The 22,880-nt window shown below is 63.5% G+C and carries 16 protein-coding genes; 3 read left to right on the top strand and 13 right to left on the bottom strand.

All coding sequences use genetic code 11. The features are described from left to right. Positions 1–10 precede the first annotated feature (10 nt). From DND132_RS05095 to DND132_RS05065, 7 genes are all read right to left on the bottom strand, one after another. Complete coding sequence (locus DND132_RS05095; RefSeq protein ID WP_014321636.1) at positions 11–1,291, bottom strand: (Fe-S)-binding protein; 1,281 nt, start codon at positions 1,289–1,291, stop codon at positions 11–13. Positions 1,292–1,299: 8 nt separating this feature from the next. Beyond that, a complete protein-coding gene (locus tag DND132_RS05090; protein ID WP_014321635.1) occupies positions 1,300–2,685 on the bottom strand; it encodes an FAD-binding oxidoreductase in 1,386 nt (461 codons plus the stop codon). A gap of 139 nt (positions 2,686–2,824) precedes the next feature. Next, positions 2,825–4,534 carry an L-lactate permease gene (locus DND132_RS05085; protein ID WP_014321634.1) on the bottom strand — a complete coding sequence of 570 codons (1,710 nt, stop codon included), beginning with the start codon at positions 4,532–4,534 and terminating at the stop codon, positions 2,825–2,827. Between the two features lie 111 nt (positions 4,535–4,645). Beyond that, complete coding sequence (gene nifJ / locus DND132_RS05080) at positions 4,646–8,236, bottom strand: pyruvate:ferredoxin (flavodoxin) oxidoreductase (RefSeq protein ID WP_014321633.1); 3,591 nt, start codon at positions 8,234–8,236, stop codon at positions 4,646–4,648. A gap of 333 nt (positions 8,237–8,569) precedes the next feature. After that, on the bottom strand, positions 8,570–9,133 hold the full coding sequence (locus tag DND132_RS05075) for a DNA-3-methyladenine glycosylase I (protein ID WP_014321632.1): 564 nt from the start codon (positions 9,131–9,133) through the stop codon (positions 8,570–8,572). An 8-nt stretch (positions 9,134–9,141) separates the two neighbouring features. Then, positions 9,142–10,584 (bottom strand): sigma-54-dependent transcriptional regulator, encoded by a 1,443-nt coding sequence (locus tag DND132_RS05070; RefSeq protein ID WP_014321631.1) that lies wholly within the window; start codon positions 10,582–10,584, stop codon positions 9,142–9,144. 1 nt (position 10,585) lies between these two features. Then, complete coding sequence (locus tag DND132_RS05065) at positions 10,586–13,240, bottom strand: hybrid sensor histidine kinase/response regulator (protein ID WP_014321630.1); 2,655 nt, start codon at positions 13,238–13,240, stop codon at positions 10,586–10,588. A gap of 278 nt (positions 13,241–13,518) precedes the next feature. Here DND132_RS05065 and DND132_RS05060 point away from each other — a divergent pair, with 278 nt between their 5' ends. Continuing rightward, entirely contained in the window at positions 13,519–13,821 is a 303-nt protein-coding gene (locus tag DND132_RS05060) for a Dabb family protein (protein ID WP_014321629.1), read from the top strand. 99 nt (positions 13,822–13,920) lie between these two features. Beyond that, positions 13,921–14,289 carry a hypothetical protein gene (locus DND132_RS05055; protein WP_014321628.1) on the top strand — a complete coding sequence of 123 codons (369 nt, stop codon included), beginning with the start codon at positions 13,921–13,923 and terminating at the stop codon, positions 14,287–14,289. A gap of 420 nt (positions 14,290–14,709) precedes the next feature. Here the strand turns inward: DND132_RS05055 and nhaB are convergent, their stop codons facing one another. The 6 genes from nhaB to DND132_RS05025 all read right to left on the bottom strand — a co-directional run bounded on the left by nhaB (position 14,710) and on the right by DND132_RS05025 (position 21,965). Then, a complete protein-coding gene (gene nhaB / locus DND132_RS05050) occupies positions 14,710–16,332 on the bottom strand; it encodes a sodium/proton antiporter NhaB (protein ID WP_014321627.1) in 1,623 nt (540 codons plus the stop codon). A gap of 52 nt (positions 16,333–16,384) precedes the next feature. Further along, a complete protein-coding gene (locus tag DND132_RS05045) occupies positions 16,385–17,806 on the bottom strand; it encodes a transferase (RefSeq protein ID WP_014321626.1) in 1,422 nt (473 codons plus the stop codon). Between the two features lie 95 nt (positions 17,807–17,901). Further along, positions 17,902–19,377 (bottom strand): SLC13 family permease, encoded by a 1,476-nt coding sequence (locus DND132_RS05040; RefSeq protein ID WP_014321625.1) that lies wholly within the window; start codon positions 19,375–19,377, stop codon positions 17,902–17,904. 27 nt (positions 19,378–19,404) lie between these two features. Beyond that, positions 19,405–19,926: a CBS domain-containing protein gene (locus tag DND132_RS05035; protein WP_014321624.1), complete on the bottom strand. Its 522-nt coding sequence runs from the start codon at positions 19,924–19,926 to the stop codon at positions 19,405–19,407. 306 nt (positions 19,927–20,232) lie between these two features. Then, positions 20,233–20,571, bottom strand: coding sequence for a NifB/NifX family molybdenum-iron cluster-binding protein (locus DND132_RS05030; RefSeq protein WP_014321623.1), 339 nt, complete (start codon positions 20,569–20,571; stop codon positions 20,233–20,235). Between the two features lie 5 nt (positions 20,572–20,576). Further along, positions 20,577–21,965: a sigma-54 interaction domain-containing protein gene (locus DND132_RS05025; RefSeq protein WP_014321622.1), complete on the bottom strand. Its 1,389-nt coding sequence runs from the start codon at positions 21,963–21,965 to the stop codon at positions 20,577–20,579. A 147-nt stretch (positions 21,966–22,112) separates the two neighbouring features. Between DND132_RS05025 and DND132_RS05020 the strand changes: the two genes are divergently transcribed. Next, positions 22,113–22,880 carry a substrate-binding periplasmic protein gene (locus DND132_RS05020; RefSeq protein ID WP_014321621.1) on the top strand — a complete coding sequence of 256 codons (768 nt, stop codon included), beginning with the start codon at positions 22,113–22,115 and terminating at the stop codon, positions 22,878–22,880.

Raw genomic sequence — 22,880 nt, 5'->3', positions numbered from 1 at the left:
TGGTTATCCGTTATAGGGAGTCGGCATAGAGCTCAATGACATGCTTGACGCTCATGTCGGCTCCTTTCTGAGAGAGCATGTCCGTGATCTGGAGCATGCAGGCCGGGCAGCTGGTCGCAGCCACCTGGGTTTTGGTCGCGATGATGTTGTCCGCCTTGCGGCTGCCGATTTCCTTGGACAGCTCGTAGTGGGCGATGTTGAAGCTGCCGCCGCAGCCGCAACAGGTTCCCGCGTCGGTCATCTCCTTGAACTCGCACCCGGCCGCCTTGAGCAGGGTCCGGGGCTGGGCGGTGATGCCCAGCGAGTTCTTCAGGTGACAGGGGTCATGGTAGGTCACACTCTTGCCGCCTGCAAGGGCCTTGGGCTCGACCTTCAGAATATCCACAAGGAACTGGCTGATGTCCATCGTTTTCCGTTGGAGCACGCCGATGTCGTAGGTCCTGGCGGAATCGCCATGGTACATGTGGGGCCACAGTTCCTTGATGGTCGAGGTGCAGGAGGCGCAGCCGGTGACCAGGTAGTCGAACTCCCCGCCCTTGAACCGGTCCACGTTCATGCCCACCAGGGTGTCGAAGGTGTCGCTGTCGCCGCTGGACAGGACAGGGATGCCGCAGCAGGCCTGGCCCGCCGGCATGAACACGCCCACCCCGTGGTGCTTGAGGACCTTGAGGATGGCCTCGCCCACGTGGGGGTAGATCTTGTCGATGACGCAGCCCACGTAGAAGGCCACGCGCAGCCCGGACGAACCGGCCGGGGTGTCCATCTCCGGGACGATCTTGTGGAACGGCTTGGAGGCCAGGGAGCTGAAGTGACGGTCGCCGATGATCGGCGCGTTGAACCGGGCGCAGCTCGATCCGAGCATGTCGTCCACCTTCTTGGTGAAGACCCCCTGGAACTTGGCGCCCATCTCGGTCAGGGCGTTGAACAGCTTGGGGTTCTTCAGCAGGCCGCGGAAGATGGCCTTCTTGGCCGGGGACAGGCCGAAGTAGCCGGTCATGATCGCGCGGGCCTTGAGGAAGATGTCCATGACGGACACGCCGGACGGGCAGTTGGCCTGGCAGGTGCCGCAGAGCAGGCAGCGGTTGAGCTTCTCGTTGACGCCCTCCGGGTCGGAGAGCATCTCGGAGGCCAGACCGTCGAGCAGGGCCAGCTTGCCGCGGGTGACGTCGGCTTCCTTGCCGCTTATCTTGAAGATCGGACAGACCGCCTGGCACATGCCGCAGCGCATGCACCCGACCAATTGGTCGTCCAGTTCCTTGAACATTTGTGCGAGTTTATGGATATCTGCCATGGTGTCACCTACTCGGCGCCGACGATCTTATCGGGGTTGAGGATGCCTTTGGGATCAAGAACGGACTTCATGCGGCGGGCGTAGGCCAGGGTGGCCTTGGAGGTCTCCTGGGCCAGGTACTTGGACTTGGCCAGGCCGATGCCGTGTTCGCCGGAAAGGGTGCCGCCCATGGCCAGGGCCTTGTCGAAGATCATGTCGATGCCCTTTTCCACGCGCTTCCACTCTTCCTTGTCGCGCTTGTCGGTCAGGATGGTGGGGTGCAGGTTGCCGTCGCCGGCGTGGCCGAAGGTGCCGATGGTCAGGTTCAGTTCCTTGGCGATCTGTTCCAGGGCCTCGATCATGGCCGGAATCTTGGAGCGCGGCACGGTGGCGTCCTCGAGCACGCAGGTGGGCTTGAGCTTGGCCAGGGCGGGCAGGGCGTCGCGGCGGGCCTGCCAGACGGCGTCGCGCTCGGCGGCGTCCTTGGCGACCTTCATCTCGGTGGCCCCGTTCTCCTTGCAGATCTTTTCGACCATGGCGGCCTCGTCCGCGACCTGGGCGGGGTGACCGTCCACCTCGATGAGCAGCAGGGCGGCCGCGTCCACGGGCAGGCCCGCGCCGCGGAAGTTCTCCACCGTGCGGATGGTGAAGTTGTCCATCATCTCGAGGGTGGCCGGGACGATCTTGTTGGCGATGATGGCGGCCACGGTCTCGGAGGCGGCCTTCATGGACGGGAACACGGCCATCATGGACTTGGCGGCCTGCGCCGGGGGAATGAGCTTGAGGATGATCTTGTCGAACACGCCCAGCGTGCCCTCGGAGGCGACCATCAGTCCGGCCAGGTTGTAGCCGGTGACGCACTTGACGGTGCGGGAGCCGGTCTTGACCAGTTCGCCGTTGACGTCCCAGAACTCCATGCCCATGACGTAGTCCTTGGTCACGCCGTACTTCAGGCCGCGCAGGCCGCCGGCGTTCTCGGCCACGTTGCCGCCCAGGGTGGACACGGCCATGGAGCCCGGATCGGGCGGGTAGAACAGGCCGCGCTTGGCCACTTCGGCCGCGAACTGGGCGGTGACCACGCCGGGCTCGACGATGGCGTACATGTCGGCCTCGTTGATCTCGATGATGCGGTTCAGGCCGTTGGTCAGCACGACCACGCCGCCGGGATGGGGAATGGTGCCGCCGGACAGGTTGGTGCCCGAGCCGCGCACGGTCATGGGCAGGCCGTTGTCGTTGCACAGTTTGGTCAGGGCGCCCAGGGCCTCGCTGGTCCGGGGACGGACCACCAGGGCGGGCATGACAGAGTCGAGAACGGCGGCGTCATAGGAATAGGCGTGACGATCGGTCTCGCCGGTCATAACGTTTTCGGCACCGACTATGGCTTCGAATTCTTTGATAATCGCTTCTTTGGTCATGATCGACTCCTAAGAAAATGATGATCCCCGGAAATATGGGCCGGGGCTTGTTGTATTGGGGGTTGAGGTTCTTCCACGCTTGGGCGGTTCGGGTAAGGGGAGGCGGGCGGTTCGCCCGCCTCCCTTTCGATCTCCTTGTTTAGAACAGGCCGGGCAGGAACACGAAGCTCATCAGCGAGGCCACGATGCCGACCACGACGCCGTACAGCAGGAAGGGCCATACGGTCCGTCTCAGGATTGCACCTTCCATGCCGGACAGGCCGACCACGGCGCAGGCGGCGACGATGTTGTGGATGCAGATCATGTTGCCCATGGCGCCACCGACGGCCTGGGCGGCCACGATGACCTGGCGGGGCAGTTCGAGCTGCGCGGCCACGCCCCACTGGAACTCGGCGAAGAGCAGGTCGGACACGGTGTTGGAACCGGTGATGAACGCGCCCAGACCGCCCACGAACGAGGCGAACATGGGCCAGGCGTTGCCGGTGATGGCGGCGACGGCCTTGGCCATGGCCAGAGGCATGGACGGGTAGTTGTTCGGGTTCAGAGCAGCGTCGACGATGCCGGAGCCGCGGAAGATGGAGACCAGGGCCACCGATGCGAACAGGGCGATGGTCGGATTCTTCATGGTCTTGAAGGCCTGGGTCCAGGCCAGCTTGACCTTCTCGCCGGGCATGCCGTGAATCCACACGGTCAGCAGGGCGACCAGGGTGAACGGAATGGTGCCGGGCAGATACAGGTACGCGATGGAGGCATTGACGGACTTGAAGCCGAGGATGTTGCTGAACTTGATGGCCTGACCGGCGAGCAGGCCCTTGAGGCCGAGCTCGGGGATGCGGGTCACGACCAGGATGAGGCCGATGAGGATGTAGGGCAACCAGGCCTTGAACTGGCTCATGTGCGCCTTGAACTCGGTGCCGTCGGAGGACACGGAACCGGTCCACTCGGGATCCCACTTGGCCGGACTACCGAAGTCCCAGCTGGTCTTGGGCATGCAGAAGCCCTTCTTGGCGCCGACGATGATGATGCCCAGGCCGACCAGACCACCGATCAGGGACGGGAACTCGGGACCGACGTTCCAGGCGAAGATCAGGTAGGGAATGGTGAAGGCCACGGCGGCGAAGATGCAGAACTTCCAGGCGGCGAAGCCGGGCTTCCAGCTGCGCTCGGGGCCGAAGAAGCGGGTGATGAAGCCGAGCATGAAGATGGGCAGGATGAAGATCATGCCCAGGTGCATGAGAGTGGCCCACTGGCCGACGACCAGGTTGAAGTCGCCCATGTTGGCGAAGTTCAGGCCGGGGACGCCCGCCTTGACCGCGGCGTCGACGCTGGGGGCCAGGAACTTGAGGCCCAGGACGACCGGGGTGCCGACCGCGCCGAAGGTCACGGGGAAGGAGTTGAAGACCAGGCAGATGATGGCTGCGGCCAGGGGCGGGAAGCCCAGGGAGAGCAGCAGCGGGGCGGCCAGGGCGGCGGGAGTGCCGAAACCGGCCGCGCCTTCGATGAAGGCGGCGAACATGTAGCCGATGATGATGGCCTGGATGCGCCGGTCGGGGGTGATGTTCTGCATGCCGTGCTGGATGGTCTCCATGCCGCCGGAATGCTGCAGGGTGCGCAGGATCAGGATCGCACCGAAAACGATGATCAAAATACCGATGGCCGTCACGAAGCCCTGCAGGGTCAGGGCGGCGACGTAGGCGACGGGCAGTTTCCAGGCCAGGATGCCGCCGACCGCCGCGGTCAGCCAGGCCAGGGGCATGGCTTTGGTGGCGGGCCAGCGCAGACCGACCATCAGAACAAGCGCCACCAGAATGGGCAGCAGCGCGATTAACGCGAGCACTTCGATAGACATTCAACAAACCTCCATGGGTGTGAGGAGCGACCCTCACGGTTGCAACTGATGTGCGGGGCGGGTCAGGCAGAAGCCTCCGCAACAACCCCGCCCCGCACATGCCTCTAACTATTATCTGCCGTCGTCACAGGGTTCGCCGGAACCCGGGGCTTCGGCCGACACACCGGTTTCGCACGCGGCAGGCTCCTCCATCTCGGTCTTGCCGTAGTCGGCTTCGGCCAGATGAGAGAGGATGGCGTAACGGTCGGCGTAGTCCTTCTCCAGTTTCTCGCGGAACGCCTTGGACAGTTCCGGGTGGAACCGTTCGAGCATGGCGTAGCGGTTTTCGCCGGACAGGAATTCCTGGAGGGTTCCGTCGGGAGCCTTGGACTCCAGGATGAACGGATTCTTGCCCTGGGCGGTGAGTTCGGGGTTGTAGCGGTACAGGGGCCAGTAGCCGGAGTCCACGGCCAGCTTCTGTTCGAGCTGGGTCTTGCCCATGCCCTTCTTGATGCCCTGGTTGATGCACGGGGCGTAGCAGATGATCAGGGACGGTCCGTTGTAGGCCTCGGCCTCCTTGAAGGCCTTGATCAACTGCTGCTTGTCCGCGCCCATGGCCACGGAGGCCACGTAGACGTAGCCGTAGGTCATGGCCATGCGACCCAGGTCCTTCTTGCCGGTGGCCTTGCCAGCGGCCGCGAACTTGGCGATGGAGCCGAGCGGGGTGGCCTTGGAGGACTGTCCGCCGGTGTTGGAGTACACCTCGGTGTCCATGACCAGGATGTTCACGTCCTTGCCGGAGGCCAGCACGTGGTCCACGCCGCCGTAGCCGATGTCGTAGGCCCAGCCGTCGCCGCCGAAGATCCACACGGACTTCTTGGTGAACAGGTCGGCGTCGGCCGCGATGGCCTTGAGGTTTGCGTCGGAGGCGCCTTCGAGGGCGGCCTTCAGGGCCGCGCCGGTCTCGGCGGATGCCTCGGCGTCGTCCTTGGCGGCCAGCCAGGCCTCCATGGCGGACTTGACGCCGACGGGAGCGCCGCACAGGGCCTCTTCGCACTTGGCGATCAGGGTCTTGCGGCGGCTGTTCACGCCCATCTCGATGCCGAAGCCGAATTCGGCCGCGTCCTCGAACAGGGAGTTGCCCCAGGCCGGGCCGAAGCCGTCGCGGTTGGTGCAGTAGGGGGTGGAGGGTGCGGAAGCGCCCCAGATGGAGGAGCAGCCCGTGGCGTTGGCGATGATCATGCGCTCGCCGAACAGCTGGGTCAGCACCTTGACGTAGGGGGTCTCGCCGCAGCCCGCGCAGGCGCCGGAGAATTCCATGAGGGCCTGCTTGAACTGGGATCCCTTGACGGAATCACGCTTGAAGGCGTCCTTGTAGGACACGGTTTCGGTGAAGTCGAAGTTGGGCACCTGCTCGCCGGTCTGGGTGGCGATGGGCTTCATGACCAGCGCCTTTTCCTTGGCCGGGCAGATGTCGGCGCAGTTGCCGCAGCCCAGGCAGTCCAGGGTGTTGACCTGCATGCGGTACTTCAGACCGGCCACGTCCTTGCCCTTGGCGTTCTGGGTGGTGAAGGCGGCCGGGGCGTTCTTCATCTCGTCCTCGGTGACCAGCACCGGGCGCAGGGCAGCGTGCGGGCAGACAAAGGCGCACTGGTTGCACTGGATGCAGTTGTCGGCGATCCACTCGGGGACCTTGATGGCCACGCCGCGCTTCTCGTACTTGGAGGTGGACAGCGGCACGGTGCCGTCCTGGGAGAAGACGGAGACCGGCAGGTCGTCGCCCTTCTGGGCCAGGACCGGGCGCATGATGTTCTTGACGTAATCGGGCTCGTCGGTCTCGGGCTTGACGTCGTCGGCAAGTCCGGCCCAGGCGGCCGGGACGGCGATCTCGACCAGGGCGGCCGGGGCCTTGTCAACGGCGGCGCAGTTCATCTCGACGATCTTCGGACCCTTCTTGCCGTAGGCCTTGTCGATGCCGTCCTTGAGCAGGCTGACGGCCTGTTCGAAGGGAATGACGTCGGCCAGCTTGAAGAAGGCGGTCTGCATGACCATGTTGATGCGGCCGCCCAGGCCCACCTCGCCCGCGATCTTGACCGCGTCGATGGTGTAGAACTTGAGGTTCTTTTTGGCGATGGTCCGGCGCATGGCGGCGGGCAGTTCCTGGTCCATCTGCTCGGCGGACCAGGGGGAGTTCAGCACGAAGGTGCCGCCGTCCTTGATGCCGTCGAGCACGTCGTACAGGTGCACGTAGCTCGGGTTGTGGCAGGCCACGTAGTCGGCCGAGGTGACCAGGTAGGTGGACTGGATGGGTTTGTGGCCGAAGCGCAGGTGGGAGATGGTGATGCCGCCGGACTTCTTGGAGTCGTAGGCGAAGTAGCCCTGCGCGTACATGTCGGTGTTGTCGCCGATGATCTTGATGGCCTGCTTGTTGGCGCCTACCGTCCCGTCGGAACCGAGACCCCAGAACTTGCACTGGACGGTGCCTTCGGGGGTGGTGTCCAGGGTCCCGGTCGTGACAAGGGAGGCGTTGGTGACGTCGTCCTCGATGCCCACGGTGAAGTGGGCCTTGGGGGCGGAAGACGCCATGTTGTCGAACACCGCCTTGGCCATGGCGGGCGTGAACTCCTTGGAGCCCAGGCCGTAGCGGCCGGCGGTGAGGACGGGACCGTTGCCCTGTTCCAGGAACACGGTGCTGACGTCCTGGTACAGCGGATCGCCCAGGGCGCCCGGCTCTTTGGTGCGGTCGAGCACGGACACGTACTTGGCGGTCGCGGGCAGCACGGTCAGGAAATGTTTGGCGGAGAACGGACGGTACAGGCGGACCTTGATCAGGCCGACCTTCTCGCCTTCGGCGATCAGGCGGTTGACCACTTCCTCGATGGTCTCGCAGGAGGAGCCCATGGAGACGATGACGCGCTCGGCGTCGGGTGCGCCCACGTAGTCGAAGGGCTTGTAGTTGCGGCCGGTCAGGGCGGAGACCTTCTCCATGTACTCCTCGACGATGGCCGGAATGGCCTCGTAGTGGGAGTTGGAGGCCTCGCGGCCCTGGAAGTAGATGTCCGGGTTCTGGGCGGTGCCGCGAACGTTCGGATGTTCGGGGTTCATGGCCCGTTTGCGGAACTTGGCCACCTTGTCCATGTTCAGCAGGGGCTTCATGTCCGCGTAGTCGATGGTCTCGATCTTCTGAATCTCGTGGGAGGTGCGGAAGCCGTCGAAGAAGGAGACGAAGGGCACGGAGGACTCGACCGTGGACAGGTGGGCCACCAGGGCGAGGTCCATGACCTCCTGGACGGAGGCCGAGGCGAGCATGGCGAAGCCGGTCTGGCGGCAGGCCATGACGTCCTGGTGGTCGCCGAAGATGGACAGGGCGTGGGCCGCCAGTGCGCGGGCCGACACGTGGAAGACGCAGGGCAGCAGTTCGCCCGCGATCTTGTACATGTTCGGGATCATCAGCAGCAGGCCCTGGGAGGCGGTGAAGGTGGTGGTCAGCGCGCCGCCGGCCAGGCCGCCGTGCACGGCGCCCGCCGCGCCCGCTTCGCTCTGGAGCTGACGGACTTCTACGGTCTGCCCGAAAATATTCTTGCGGCCCTGAGCCGCCCACTCGTCGGCGATCTCGCCCATGGTGGACGAGGGCGTGATGGGGTAGATGGCGGCGGTTTCACTCATGGCATAGGCCACCCAGGCGGCGGCGGTGTTGCCATCCATCGTTTTCATCTTTGACATTCGGTTCTTCTCCTATTGTGGATCGTCGGAATTTGTTGGCGTCCGCAGGGCGGACCCCTTCATTTGATGACACGATCCTTACTCAACATCCGTGCCAACTCTGTGAAAAATAAAATGAGCCGGATTTACAGTAGGTTGGGGAGAAGGCAAAACGAAGCGGGCGATTCCGGCAAGGGCGTCAGTCTGAAAAATAGGACGAAATGCAGGTTGCGGACATGATAAAAGCACGATTCATGGGCATTTTTGCGCAAAGTGGCGCGGAGGGGGTGAAACGGGGTGTGTCCGAAAAAAAAGACTGACCGGGATCGTCCGGAATGCGAGGCGTTGCGGATGTCACCGTCCGGTGGTCCGGACCCAGGCCGGGCCGGTTTGGAGAACGGCGTCGTGGATCGGGCATGACGTCGTGTGCGCCCCTTTCAGGTAGCCGGAACTCATCAGAAATTCGCCGACGATCTCGCCGCCCACGAACTTGAAGCGGGTCTTGAACAGTTTGACCCAGTCGGTTTTTTCCAGGGGGTGGTGGGCGTCGAGCCACGCCTTGAAGGAGCCGTGTTCCCGTTGCAGGGCCAGGACGGCGTTCGCGTTGTGGATGGCAGCATCGACCTTGAGGCGGTTGCGGATGATCCCGGCGTCGTTCAGGAGCCGGGTCCGGTCCGCGTCGCCGTAGGCGGCCACGGTGGGAATGTCGAACCCGTCGTAGGCCTTGCGGAAATTGGTTTCCTTGTTGAGGATTGTCCGCCAGCTCAGCCCCGCCTGGTTGATCTCCAGGACGAGCAGGGCGAACAGCTCGGTGTCGTCCTCGATGGGAAAGCCGTACCGGGTGTCGTGGTACGCGCGGTCCACGTCGTTCGCAGGCCGGGTGGCACAGAAGGCGCAATAGGAGTCGAAATCGGCCACGGGCGCGCCTACAGGGACAGGCCGTACTTCTTGAGCAGACCGTAGAAGTGGGAGCGCGAGAGCTTGGACACGTCGAGGATGCGGGGGAGGTCGCCGTCGCACTGGCGGATGAGTTCGCCCAGGTAGACCTTTTCCGCCGTGCTCTTGAAGTCCCGCAGGGTGGGCAGCTCCTGTTCGAAGATGTCCTCGAAGATGTCCTGTCCGATTTTTCGGACAGGCTCCGTGTCTCCGGGCACCGGGGTTTCCTCCTCGGGCAGGGCGTTGGTCATGCGCTCGATCTGGGCCTTGGCGATAAGGATGCGCAGTTCGCGCGGCAGGTGCATGGCGTAGAGGGTCTTTTCCGTGCCGGAGGTGACCACGGCCCGTTCCAGGATGTTGAACAGTTCCCGAACGTTGCCGGGCCAGTCATAGCTCTCCAGGGCCGGGTTGAAGTCCGAGCCGAAGGACTTGGGCGGCATGCCGTACTGGCGGCAGAGCTGGCTGACCCGGTAGGTGCACAGGGCCTTGATGTCCTCGGGCCGTTCCCGCAGGGGCGGCAGGTGGATGTGCATTGTCTTGAGACGATACAGCAGGTCCGATCGGAATGTTCCCTTTTCGACCATGTCGTCGAGGTTCCGGTTGGTGGCCGCCACCAGCCGGAAGTCGCTGGTCTGCTCGCGGGTGTCGCCCACCGGGCGGAAGGTCCTCTCCTGGAGCACGCGCAGGAAGGCCTTCTGCATGCTGAGCGGCATCTCGCCCACCTCGTCCAGGAACAGGGTCCCGCCGTCGGCCAGCTTGACCAGGCCGATGCGGTCCGCCTGGGCCCCGGTGAAGGCGCCCTTGCGGTGGCCGTACAGGGTGGATTCGAGCAGGGACTCGGTCAGCCCTGCGCAGTCCACGACCACGAAGTTGCCGGACTTGCGCTTGGAGTTGGCGTGGATGGTCGAGGCGAACAACTCCTTGCCCGTGCCGGTTTCGCCGGTGATGAGCACGTTGGACTCGGACCGGGCCGCCTGGGACAGGAGGTTGAAGCTGACCTTGATGATCGGGCTGTCGCCGACCACGCCGTTGAGTTCCAGGTTGCGCTCGGCATCCCGTTCGCGCTTTTCGTCGTGGTACTTGAGGGCCCGGCCCAGGGTCAGGGATATCTCGCGGATGGAGGAGGGCTTGAGCAGGTAGTCCCAGACCCCGCCTCGGATGGCCAGCTCCGCGCCGTCCGGATCGCCCTTGCCGGTCAGGATGATGACCTCGGGCGGGTCGGGCAGGGCCATGATGTCCGGCAGGATGTCCAGGCCGTTGCCGTCGGGCAGGCGCACGTCCAGGAAGATCACGTCGAAGGCCTTTTTGCGCATCAGCCGCAGCCCGGAGTCCAGGGTGTGGGCCGAGACGCAGTCATGGGTCAGCCTGGTGATCAGGCTCTCCATGGTCTCGCAGACGTCATGGTCGTCGTCGATGATCAGTATGTCGGCCACGTCATTCCCCCTGTTTCTCTTCGTTCAACACGGTGTTGATGGCCCGAGACAGATCCTGCTTGTCGTATGGTTTGATAACCACCAGACGGATGTTCGGCAAGTCCGCGGCCGCCGAAACCGCGTCCTCGCGGCCGGAGATGAGGATGATCGGCAGGTTCGGGTCGATGACCGCCAGCCGCCGGGCCAGCTGGGTGCCGCTCATGCCGGGCATATCGTAGTCGGTGATGACCAGGTCGAATTCGCCGGGCATGTCGTTGACCCGGCGCAGGGCCTGGAGCGGACTTTCCTGGCCGTCCACCACGTAGCCCATGGTCTCAAGCAGGCGCGGCGTTGTCTGGAGCTGGTCCGCGTCGTCCTCCACGAAGAGGATGTGCGCGCCGAGGTTGTGCGGCACGCCGAGCAGGTCCACGTCCCCGCACTGGTCCGCGTCGCCCTTGGGCAGGAAGATGGAGAAGACCGTGCCGCCGCCCTCGCGCGGGTCCACCCGGAGGCCGCCCTTGTGGCTGTGCACGATGCCGTGGACGACCGCCAGCCCCAGCCCGGTGCCCTCGGTCTTGTCCTTGGTGGTGAAGAAGGGGTCGAATATCTTGTCCACGATGTCCTGGGGGATGCCGGGGCCGTTGTCCTCCACCACCAGGCGCACGTATTCGCCCGGCGTCAGCCCGAGGATGTCCGCCTCCTCGCCCGCGACCTCGGCCTGGTCCAGGCGGACCTCGATGGTTCCGCCCGTGCGCCGCAGGGCGTGGAAGGCGTTGGTGCACAGGTTCATGACCACCTGGTGGATCTGGGTCGGGTCGGCGTACACGCAGGACAGGTTCTCCTTGATGCGCGAGAGGACCTCGATCTTGCGCGGCATGGAGGACTTGAGCAGCTCCACGGCCTCGGTGATGACCCCGCCCACGTCCGTGGGTCGGAACCCCTCGGTGGAGGGGCGGCTGAAGGCCAGGATCTGCTTGACCACCCGGCCGCCGCGCCGGGCCGCCTTGAGCACCCGCTCCAGGTCCCTGGTGGTCATGGACTCAGGGTCCAGGTCGCTCACGGCCAGTTCGGTGGAGTTGATGATGCTGGTCAGGATGTTGTTGAAATCATGGGCGATGCCCCCGGCAAGGGTGCCGATGGCCTCCATCTTCTGGGATTGCAGGAGCTGTTTTTCCAGGTTCAGTTCGGTGGTGATGTTGTCGGCCATGGAGAGCACGCCCACGATCTGGCCCGACCGGTCCGTGATGGGCACCTTGGTGACTTCGATCCAGGCCGGGGTGTCCGTGGCGTCCATGAGCTTGCGCCGCTCCTTGCGGAAGGCCTGGCCCTTGTTGATCACGGCCCGGTCCGCGCCCGAGGCCCAGGAGGCGTAGTCCAGGTCCGGGATGACGTCGTGGGTGGTCCGGTTGACGATGCCCTCGCCGTGCACCAGGCCGAAGAATTCCGAGAAGGCCCGGTTGGTGCCGAGGTACTGCCCGTCCGCGTCCTTCCACGAGACCAACTGCGGGACCGTGTCCATCAGGGTCTCCTGAAAGGCCAGCTGATCCTTGATCTTTCGTTCCACCTTGCGCCGTTCGAGCATGGTCAGGGGCAGGAAGATGAGCACCAGCACGAGCAGGGCGAAGCTGACCATGATGGTCCAGGACAGCTCCTTGGAGAGTTCGTAGAACGCCTTGGGTGCGTTGATGATCCGGCTGCCTTCGGGGAGCAGGTCCATGTCCAGGTTGAGTCGCTTCATGACCGTGTAGTCGAAGATGTATTCGCCGGTGGTCTCGCGGAACACGGGGATTTCGTCGGCGTTCTTGCCGTCGAGGACTTCCAGGGCGGTGCGGGCCGCCCGCTGGCCGTGCAGGAAGCCGGAGAGCATGTTGCCGCCCACCGCGCCGTTGCCCGCCAGGAATTCCCAGGACGTGTAGATGGGTACCGAGGACCGGGCCGAGATGGCCTGCATGACTTCCTCAGCGGTCAGGAAGCGGCCGTCGATGACCTGGTAGTAGGGGACGAAGAACAGGAAGGTGTCCTGGGGAAGGTGGGCCACCCGGTCCATGACGTTGCGCAGGGACATGTCGATCCAGTATTCGGTGGTCAGCGGCACCTTGTAGCGCGCCAACTGGTTCCTGACCTGGCGGGTGATGGCGGCGCCGGTCGTGGATGAGTCGCTGACCACGACCATGTGCTTCTTGCCCGGGTGCAGGCGCAGGGCCACGTCCAGGGTTTTGGACAGGTTGAATATTTCGATGACGCCCGTGGCGTTGTCCACGTCCGTGTCGTCGGTGTTCAGGTAGTTGACGCCACAGTACACCAGCGGAACGCCCGGAAAGAGAATGTCCCGGTAATGGGTGGCAAAGGAGTAGGCGTCGTTGTCCGAGGTCATGATCAGGTCGAACTTTTCGTTCTTGAACTTCTCCTTGTAGAGCCGCAGGAGCATGCGGGTCACGTCCTCGTAGTTGTATCTTTTCGCGTTCATGTATTCGATCTGGAGATCGATCTTGTAGTGGCTGTTCTCCAGGACCGAACGGATGCCGCGCATGATGCCGTCCGACCACTGGTAGCCGTCGTGGTAGGAGTTCAGACAGAGCACGCTCTTCTTGGGTTTCTCGTCCGCGCCGAGGGCCGGTCCGGCGGGCAGGGCGCAGAGGCAGGACAACAGCAGGATCAGACAAAGTATTTTGCGCATGGTGGCTCTTTTTGGCATTTCTTGTGCATGAAGTAGTCTGGCAAAAGGGCGACGCCAAGACGTATGCAAAGGATGGGCCTTTGCCTGCCGAAGTCAAGGCGGCGCACTCCGGGCAGTCTCACCATCTCCCGGAAATGCGGTCAAGGGAATGATATATTTCCCTGCATTGGGGTGACAAAACGGCAAACCGTTGTTATCCTGATTTGTGTAAACAAGTATCTATCGCACGCCGCTTCGTCTATATTGCCAGAATTGTTACCTTTGTAAGGAGTGTCCCAGTGGTCAGACATATCGTCATGTGGACGTTGAAGGATGAGGCCGAAGGTCATACTGCCGCCGAGAACGGCGCCAAGATGAAGGAAATCCTGGAGGCGCTCGCCGGGCGCATCGAGGGCCTTCGGCATATTGAAGTGAGTGCGGACATCGTGGCCGCGGACCCCGAGTGCCATGTGATCCTGTGCTCCGAACACGACGACGTGGATGCACTGAACCATTATCAGGGACACCCCGAGCACCAGGCGTGCGTCGCCTTCGTGAAGAAGGTGGCCTCGGGCCGGAAGGCCATCGACTATGTGATTTGACGTGTTTCGGCCCGGACTGTTCCGTTCGGCCGAGGCACATGAGGTGAATCCGAACCCCGCGGTCCGAATGGGAAGGACGGCCGCGCCAAGGAGGACGCCATGTCCATGCGTTATGACCAGGAACGGAAGCGGATCATCTGCCGCTGGGAAGAACCCACCAAAGTGGTCATGAACAAGAAGGAAGGGTTGATCAACCGTTCCCGTATGATTACCGTCAAGGTGAATGACAACGGCAAGCTGAACAGCAAGGATCGCAAGCGGCATGCGGATCATCCCATGTTCCCGATCATCAGCCGTTTCAATCAGATGCTCAATTCCATCGAGTGCTACCCGAAGTGCGAGAACGAATATCGGTGCGCGGTCTGCGGCACGACGCACGGCGTCAGCCCGCACCTGGACACCGAGACCCAGTCCATTGTCTGGCTGTGCAAGGAACATCTGGACAACTCGCCCAAACTGGACGCCTAAATTCAGGTCGTGACGGGCCCTAACGGCCCGGACGGCCGCCCCTGTCCGGAAAAACGGACTCCCCGGCGCACCCGCTCCATGCGGGTGCGCCTTTTTTTCAGCCGGGGAGGACGCGCGCCTTCCACCGGCATTGCACGACGGCCGATCGCGCATTCGCCCGATTTGGAACGGGCAACGAATCCGGGATCTTGCCGGTCTTTTCCCGAATCGGGCAAATGCGGTATTTCCCCGAATCGGGCAAATGCCGTATTCTCCTGAATCGGGCAAATGCATTGCACGGCAGTCCGCCATCACGCCACCGGATCACGCGAAGCTGTGCGGGATGGTTGGGCGGTCCTTGGTCCGGGCGGCCGCAACGGCGAGAAAAAGGCCCCGCGCAAACGCGCGGGGCCTTGGGAATTGTCGTCGTGCCGGTCGGGGCTACCAGGAGAAGAAGTAGGTGGCGGCCAGACCGGTGAGGGACATGGTGATGGTGTAGGGCAGGGCCAGGACGACCATGCGGCCGTACGACAGGCGGATGACCGGGGCCAGCGCCGAGGTCAGCAGGAACAGGAAGGCGGCCTGGCCGTTGGGGGTGGCCACGGACGGGATGTTGGTGCCGGTGTTGATGGCCACGGCCAGGTGGTCGAAGTGGGTCATCATCTTGGCCACCTGGTCCTGGATGCCTGCGGGCAGCGAGGCGATGACGTCGGTCCGCTCCAGGAACGGGTCGGTCAGCTTGTCCATCAGGGCCGCCGCGTCGGTCACGCCGGGGAAGGTGGACAGCAGCTGGACGAAGTGAATCTTGGTCTCGGAGATGTAGACGGTGGCCACGAAGACGTTGTCCGAGATCATGGAGAGCAGGCCGTTGGCCGCGTAGTATGCGGCGAGCTGGGTCTGGCCTTCCAGGCCGAGGACGAAGTGCATGACCGGGGCGAACAGGTGCTGGTCGTGGATGACGCCGACGATGGAGAAGAAGACCACGAGCAGGGCGGTGAAGGGCAGGGCCTCTTCGAAGGCCGGGCCGAGCTGGTGTTCGTCGATGAAGCCGTTGAAGGCGGTCAGGACGACGATGACGGACAGGCCGATGATGCCGACCTCGGCCAGGTGGAAGGCCAGGGCCAGGATCAGCCAGATGCCGACCAGGGCCTGGACCACGAGCTTGGCCTTGCCCTGGGCGCCGCGCTTGGATTCCATCTCGACGGCGGTCTCAAGCAGGTGGGAGCGGATGTTGCCGGGCAGCTTCGCGCCGTAGCCGAAGAGGTGGAACTGCTCCACGACCACGCAGGTCAGCATGCCCATGGCCAGGACGGGCATGGACACGTGGGCCATGTTGAGGAAGAAGGGTACGAAGTGCCAGCCCATGACCTCGCCGATGAGCAGGTTCTGGGGCTCGCCCACCAGGGTGCAGACGCCGCCCAGCGCGGTGCCGACCGCGCCGTGCATCATCAGGTTGCGCAGGAAGCCGCGGAATTCGCGGAGATCGTTCCGGTTCTGTTCCTTGACGGTCTCGTCGGAGCAGAGGTCGTGGGAGCAGTTCATGGTCTTGCCCGAGGCGAACCGGTGGTACACGTTGTAGAACCCGTAGGCCACGGCGATGATCACGGCGGTGACGGTCAGGGCGTCCAGGAAGGCGGAGAGGAACGCGCCCGCGAAGCAGAAGAGCAGCGAGATGACGATCTTGGACTGCACGCGGGTGAGGATGCGGGTGAAGGTGTACTGGAGGAAGTCCTTCATGAAGTAGATGCCCGCGACCATGAAGATCAGGAGCAGGATGACCGGGAAGTTGGTCAGGGCCTCGTGGTACACGGTCCTCGGCGAGGTCATGCCCATGATGACGGCCTCGATGGCCAGCAGACCGCCCGCGGGGAGCGGATAGCATTTCAGCGCCATGGCCAGGGTGAAGATGAATTCGGCGATGAGCACCCAGCCCGCGATGAACGTTCCGGCCGTTACCATGAGGATGGGGTTGATCACCAAAAAGGCCACGATGGCCATTTTGTACCAGCTGGGCGCGCTGCCGAGGAAGTTTCTGCTAAAGGCCTGGGTCAGTGTCTGAGGCATGTTCGGTTACTCCTGATGATTGGATTGCCGGGATCTGTCTCGATGGCAAGATCTAGTCCCCGATGGTCATTGTCGGATACATGCCCGCATCCTTGCCCGATTGGAAGGGCTGGAGGATGTTGAAGGCCGCATCCCGCGTCTTTTGGGCATGTCCGCGGGTCTTGTCGGACCCGTCGAAGTATGCGCCGTTTTCTTCACGGATGTGATCGATGCGGTGTCTGAACGCATCGACGAAAGCTTTGCCGTCGCCCTTGAAGGTGGCGTTGCCCAGGGTGATGTCGGTGGACCGGGCCAGTTCGTCCAGGTCGATGCACTGGGTCTTCAGGTCGGCCTGTTTGGTCACGTACCCCCAGATGGCGGAGTTGTCCGGAATCTCGATGCACTCCTCGGCGTCGATGATGGTGTGGGGCATGACGATGGAGTCGCGGCCGATGGTGATGGGGCAGTCCTGCCGTCCCTGGATGAAGGAGTTGAAGCCCACGAAGACGTTCTGGCCCACCGTGGCCCAGATGACCTTGCCGCCGTGGGCGGTGACGTTGTTGCCCTCGTAGACCGAGTTCTTGATGTAGCAGTTCTCCTGGGCGTTGGAGCCCTTGCCGATGAAGGAGTCCTCCACGTGGGCGCGCTGCACGATGAGCGCGTTCTCGCCCACCTCGCATTTGCCCTTGAGGACCGCGTAGGGCGAGACGTAGGCGGTCTCGGGCACGACGTGGTCGTTCTCGGGCCGGGCCGTGGAGTAGATGGGCACGAAGTCCTCCTTGAACTCGTCCACGTAGTCCACGAACTTGCCGGTCAGGTGGCCGTTGTTGTCCAGCTTGACGTACTGCTCGATGACCCCTTCGGGATAGCGGTAGTCGAACTCGAACAGGTCGCCGGATTTGATCCAGACCCGGCCGGGCTCCACGGTCAGCCGGGAGAGGTCGCCCGCCTGGACGTAGGCGAAGTCGCCGATGACGCAGTTGTGCATGATGGACAGGTCGGCGGTGGCGAAGGCCCCGAGGTACACGCCCTCGAGCGTGGTCCCGTGGATGTTGGAGTAGTGCATGGCCGCCGAGTTGAGGATGCGGAAGACCTCGGGCGTCTCGGGGTTCTTGGAGTTGTTGTGGACCAGGGTCTTGACCAGGTAGGAATTGATGATCCGGATGACCTCGTCGTAGAAGAGCTTGGTCTTGACCCCGTTGAACTCGACCACGTCGCCCTTGCGCTTGAGCTCGTCGCCGCGCACGTTGGACTTGTACAGGACCGAGCTGTCCACCAGGGTCTTGCCCAGGAAGTAGGTCCCGGCGAGGTTGGAGTTCTTGAATTTGAAGCTGATGGGGTGGTCTTCGGTCAGGGCGTAGAACGCGTAGTACAGCAGGTGCCGTTCGCGCGGGATGGAGTGCTGAAGGATGGAGCGGACGTCGATGCCCATGGGCTTGAGGTTGACGTTCACCCTGGACGCTATGTGATCGAACAGTTCTTCGAGTTTTTCCATGTGCTCACCCGTGGTTGTGGTTCGATTACGCAAACGGCTGCCGTGCCTTATGGGTACGACAGCCGTTATGGTAATTATGACGCGCGCCCGACTGCCTAGCCTCCGGCGGCGATGCGGATGGGCATGCCCATGAGCGGCCAGATGAACTGGACTGCGGCGGCGACCAGGACCATCAGCAGCAGGGACGCCGGGATGCCCAGGAGGAAGAATTCACCGGGGGTGAACTGTCCCGAGTCGTAGGCGATGGCGTTGGGCGCCGCGCCCACCAGGAGCAGGAAGGGCATGCCCGCCATGACCAGCGAGGCGTACAGGATGACTTCGGGGGCCACGCCCAGGTAGGGGGCGATGACCAGGGCCACGGGGAGCGAGATGGCGATGGCCGCCACGTTCATGATGAAGTTGGTCATGATCATCACGAAGAAGGCGATGGACATGATGAAGACGAACGCGTTGGCATCCTGGAACATGACCAGCCAGTTGACGGCCATCCACTTGGCCGCGCCGGTCTCCCACAGGCAGAAGCCGATGGACATGGCGCCGGCGAAGAGCAGGATGATGTTCCAGGGGATGTCTTCGAGGTCCTTGATGTCCAGAATCTTGAAGACGAAGAAGAGGACCGAGGAGCAGAGGATGATGGCGGTCTTGTCCACGGCCTTGAGCGCCGGGACGAAGGCCCGCAGGGACATGATGACGATGACCGTGCAGACGATGATGGCGGCCAGGATTTCCTCGCGGGTCAGGCCGCCCATCTTGGCGTTGAGCTCGCGGGCCTTTTCGCGCAGGCCGGGGATGCGGTCCTTCTCGGGCTTGCAGACGACCATGAAGAAGCCCCAGAGCAGGAAGGTCATGCCCCAGCCGATGGGGGCCATAAAGTAGGTCAGCCGGAAGAAGCCGACGTCCACGCCGACGATTTCCTTGAAGAAGCCGAGCGCCACAGCGCCGCGGGCCGCGCCGAGCAGGGTGATGATGGAGCCCGCGCCGGCCACGTAGGCCATGCCGATGAACAGCCCCTTGCCGAACTTGGTCGGCCGGTCGCCCTCGCCGTACAGGGCGTAGATGGCCAGCAGCAGCGGGTAGATGGTCGCGGCCACGGCGGTGTGGGCCATGATGTGGGTCAGGGCGGCGGTGACCACGAACACGCCGAGGTAGATCATCGAGGTGCGTTCGCCGACGATGTCGAGCATCTTGTAGGCCAGCCGCTTGGTCAGGCCGGTCTTGGTGAAGACCAGGCCGATCATGATGGAGGCGAAGATGAACAGGACCGACGGGTCCATGAAGTCCTTGAAGGCCACCTTGGCCGGGCGGATCAGGAACATGACCTGGAGGATGCCGATCATCAGCGAGGTCACGCCGATGGGCACCACCTCGAAGACCCACCAGGTGCCGGCCAGCAGGAACACGGCTATGGCGCCCTTGGCCTGGACCGACAGGGGGAAGTGCTCGCCCATGGGGTCGATGGCGTCGGGCCAGGGCGAACTGAAATAGACGATGGCGAAAAGCAGGACGCCCGTGAGCATGAACACCAGGCGTTTCCAGTCAAAGGCGGGTTTTGCGGTGCGTGCGGTCTCCATGTGTATCTCCTCGTTGGACCGGATGGCCTAGTCGGCCATGGCGCAGGTGTTCATGCGGCCGATGATTTCGTTGAAGACGTCGGACATGCGCAGCACGCCGGTGACCCGGCCGTTGTCGCGGACGATCAGCGGCTGGGGCGTGCCGATCATGTACATGTGCACGCCGTATTCGATGTCGCTGTCCTCATCTATGTATTGGTCTTCCTCGGGGATGTGCATGGCGTCCGTGACCTTGATCTGCACGCCTCGGGCGCAGATGTTGGTCAGGGTGTCCGTCCAGAGATTGAATTCCTTGAACTGCTCGGCGACATAGCGGTTGGACAGGGTGTCGCTGGACAGGTCTTTCTTGAAAAGTTTCTTGTAGTTGGGTTCCAACGCGGTGATCATGTCGGACATGCTCAGGACCCCGGCGAAGGCGCCCTGTTCGTCCACGATGAGGATGTCCCGGTGCCCGCCGCTCTTGAGCGTGGAGGCCACGTCGCCGAGCGAGGCATCCGTGCCCAGCGTCAGGTAGTTGTCCACCGGAATCATCAGTTCCTTGACTTTCATACTATCCTTCCTCCCAAGAAGTACTGTTTGCACATGCCTGGGACGCCCGTCCCGAGGTGAAGCGGGGCGTCCGCTCGTGAAACACGGCCCCGGACCGGCCGATCGGCATCGACCCCCATCGATGCGGCCCGAACGGAGTTCACGGCCTGAGACGATCATTTGGTCCGCGTTTCTATAGATAGCAATTGGTTCTTTGCGTCAAGAGTATCACGTGAAACTTTTCGCAAGAACGAAATGAAACATTTTGGGACTGTTTTGGAACACCATTTTGTATCAGAATGAAACAAAATGGTACTGTTCGGCGGGTCAGAAATAATTTTGGCCGGAAGAGAGGTGTCCGGCCAGATAGGCCTCGAGAATGGGGTCCACGGGACCGCAGACGTTGTCCAGGACCTTGATCCCCTTGCGTTTGAGAAATTCGTAGACCTCCTTCTCCATGCCCGCGCAGATGATGGTCTGGATGTTTTCGGCCATGACCAGCCGGTACATGGCCTCGGCCGATGGGGTCTCGAAGTTGATGACCCGCTCGCTCAGGGTGCCCATGGCGCTGGTCTCGCGGGTGATGGAGATGATCAGCACCTCGGGCGCGAGGTCGAAGCGGGGGGACAGCTCGTTGTCCATGAGCGGAATGAGGATGTTTTCCATGGGACCTACTCGATGCCGAAGTGTTTCATCTTGCGCCACAGGGTGGAGCGGCCCCAGCCCAGCAGCTCGGCCGCCTTGGTCTTGCGGCCGCCGGTCTTGACCAGGGCCTCCAGGATCATCTTGCGCTGCACGTCCTCCCAGCGCTCGGGGGGGGCCGCCCGGACCGCGCCCGCCTCCACCGGCCGGGGCGGCACGGACAGGTTCTCGGGCAGGTTCGGCCCGTGGAGCAGGTAGCCCGGCAGGTGGCGCATGCGGACCACGTTGGTGTCGCAGAAGTTGACCGCGTATTCGATCAGGTTGCGCAGCTCCCGGATGTTGCCCGGAAATTCGTAGGACCGCAGCAGTGTCTCCACGTTCTTGGAGAAACGGTCCACCTTTTTGCCGTAGCGCACCTGGAACATCTTTAGGAAGTGGTCCTGCAACAGCAGCAGATCCTCGCCCCGCTCGCGCAGGGGCGGCAGGTGCAGGCGGATGACGTTCAGCCGGTAGAGCAGGTCCCGCCGGAACCGCTTGTGCCGGACCATGTCCTCCAGGTCGTAGTGGCTGGCGGCCATGATGCGCACGTCCGTGTGGACCACCTTGGTGGACCCGATGGGCCGGACCGCGTGGTCGTCCATGTAGGCCAGGAGTTTGGTCTGTAACGGCAGGGGCAGGTCCCCGATCTCGGTGATGAACAGCGACCCGCCGTGGGCCATGCGCAGCCGGCCGGGCTTGGCGTGGTCCGCTCCGGGCAGGGCGTTCTTGACGTGTCCGAACAGTTCGGATTCCAGCAGGGGCACCGGCAGGGCCCCGCAGTTGACTTTGACGAACGGGCCGTCCCGGTCCGACTCCTTGTGGATCTCCTCGGCCAGCATGTCCTTGCCCGTGCCGGTCTCGCCCGTGATCAGCACCGGCGAATCCGTCTGGGCGATGGACGGGGTCATGGCGAAGATCTTGCGCACCTCCGGGCTGCGTCCCACCAGTTCGCCCAGGCCCGAAACTCCGCTGACGATCTCGTCCAGGGCGTGCACCGAGGCGGGCATCAGGGTCTCGATGACCCCCCGGATGGACCCGTCCTCGGCCACCAGCGGGGCCAGGGTCAGATGCACGCTGACCTTCTCCCGCTCGCGGTTGATGATGTTCGCCTCCACGGTGCGCGTGCGTTTGTCCGTCCACCCGCCCAGCACCGGGCAGCTGCGCATACAGTAGTCCGAACGCAGGGCGTGCAGGCAGCGGATGCCCAGTACCTGCTCGCCCGTCACCCCGGTCAGGGACTCGTAGTTCCGGTTCACCGCCAGCAGGGTGCCGTCCCGGTCCATGATGGCCACGCCCAACGGCAACACGTCGAGCAGGGCCGCAAGCCCCTGCTTGTTCGACAGACTCCGTATCAGCGCGGCCGGATCGGCTATGGACATGAAATTCCCCTGTGTTGCACGTGGGTTCGTCGGTCCGTGAACCATAATGAAACATGCGGGCATTGACAAGGGCGGGGCGTGCGCAGGGGGGCGCGTACCCGCGAGATTATAATTTCGTTGCACGTCGTCCGGATGGATAGTTGGGCCATGCACACACTGGTCCTTCTCCTCTGTCTGGCGATGGCCTTTTGCTCCCTCTCAACGGCGCACGCCGAGTCGATCATCGCGGCCTCGGACGAGTGGTGCCCGTTCAACTGCGTTCCGGGCGCCCTCCGCGAGGGATATGTCGTGGACATCCTGCGGGCCGTGTTCGAACCGGCCGGGATCGCGGTGGACTATCGCCTCATGGGCTGGGAGCGCGCTGTGGAGGAGGGCCGCCGGGGGCACGTCTCGGTGGTCATCGGCGCGGCCGACGACGAGGCGGAGGGGTTCGTCTTCCCGGAAGAGGAGATCGGCCTGGACCACTTCGATTTTTACGTGCGGGCCGGCGATCCCTGGCGGTACCGGGGGCCGGAGTCGCTCCTGGGCAGGCACCTGGGAATCCCGGCCGGGTATTCCCTGGCCCCGGACATGGCCGCGTATCTGAAGGCCCACAAGGACGGGATGGATATCTACCGCACCGCCAGGGAAAAGCCCGCCGAGCACAACCTCCGGCTGCTGGTGGAAGGGCGGCTGGACGTCATCGCCGACGACGGGCAGGTCATCCGTTACCTCATCCATACCCGGCATCTCGGGGATGCCGTCGAGTACGCCGGAAACGACGGCGCCCCCGTGAAGCTCTACATCGCGTTTTCGCCCGCCGATCCCCGGTCCGCCCGGCACGCCGCCCTGTTCGACAAGGGCATGCGGGCCCTGCGGAAGTCGGGGCGGCTGAAGGCCCTCCTCAAGCGCTACGGGCTGGCCGACTGGCGGTAG

The sequence above is a fragment of the Pseudodesulfovibrio mercurii genome (assembly GCF_000189295.2).
Lineage (GTDB): Bacteria > Desulfobacterota > Desulfovibrionia > Desulfovibrionales > Desulfovibrionaceae > Pseudodesulfovibrio > Pseudodesulfovibrio mercurii.
Note: the sequence above shows the minus strand (reverse complement) of the source record. Positions and strands in the feature narration are given on the sequence as shown.

Coding starts and splice junctions, on each gene's coding strand:
- DND132_RS05095 (WP_014321636.1), bottom strand. CDS start 1,291: ATGGCAGATATCCATAAACTCGCACAAATGTTCAAGGAACTGGACGAC.
- DND132_RS05090 (WP_014321635.1), bottom strand. CDS start 2,685: ATGACCAAAGAAGCGATTATCAAAGAATTCGAAGCCATAGTCGGTGCC.
- DND132_RS05085 (WP_014321634.1), bottom strand. CDS start 4,534: ATGTCTATCGAAGTGCTCGCGTTAATCGCGCTGCTGCCCATTCTGGTG.
- nifJ (WP_014321633.1), bottom strand. CDS start 8,236: ATGTCAAAGATGAAAACGATGGATGGCAACACCGCCGCCGCCTGGGTG.
- DND132_RS05065 (WP_014321630.1), bottom strand. CDS start 13,240: ATGCGCAAAATACTTTGTCTGATCCTGCTGTTGTCCTGCCTCTGCGCC.
- DND132_RS05055 (WP_014321628.1), top strand. CDS start 13,921: ATGTCCATGCGTTATGACCAGGAACGGAAGCGGATCATCTGCCGCTGG.
- nhaB (WP_014321627.1), bottom strand. CDS start 16,332: ATGCCTCAGACACTGACCCAGGCCTTTAGCAGAAACTTCCTCGGCAGC.
- DND132_RS05045 (WP_014321626.1), bottom strand. CDS start 17,806: ATGGAAAAACTCGAAGAACTGTTCGATCACATAGCGTCCAGGGTGAAC.
- DND132_RS05040 (WP_014321625.1), bottom strand. CDS start 19,377: ATGGAGACCGCACGCACCGCAAAACCCGCCTTTGACTGGAAACGCCTG.
- DND132_RS05035 (WP_014321624.1), bottom strand. CDS start 19,926: ATGAAAGTCAAGGAACTGATGATTCCGGTGGACAACTACCTGACGCTG.
- DND132_RS05030 (WP_014321623.1), bottom strand. CDS start 20,571: ATGGAAAACATCCTCATTCCGCTCATGGACAACGAGCTGTCCCCCCGC.
- DND132_RS05025 (WP_014321622.1), bottom strand. CDS start 21,965: ATGTCCATAGCCGATCCGGCCGCGCTGATACGGAGTCTGTCGAACAAG.
- DND132_RS05020 (WP_014321621.1), top strand. CDS start 22,113: ATGCACACACTGGTCCTTCTCCTCTGTCTGGCGATGGCCTTTTGCTCC.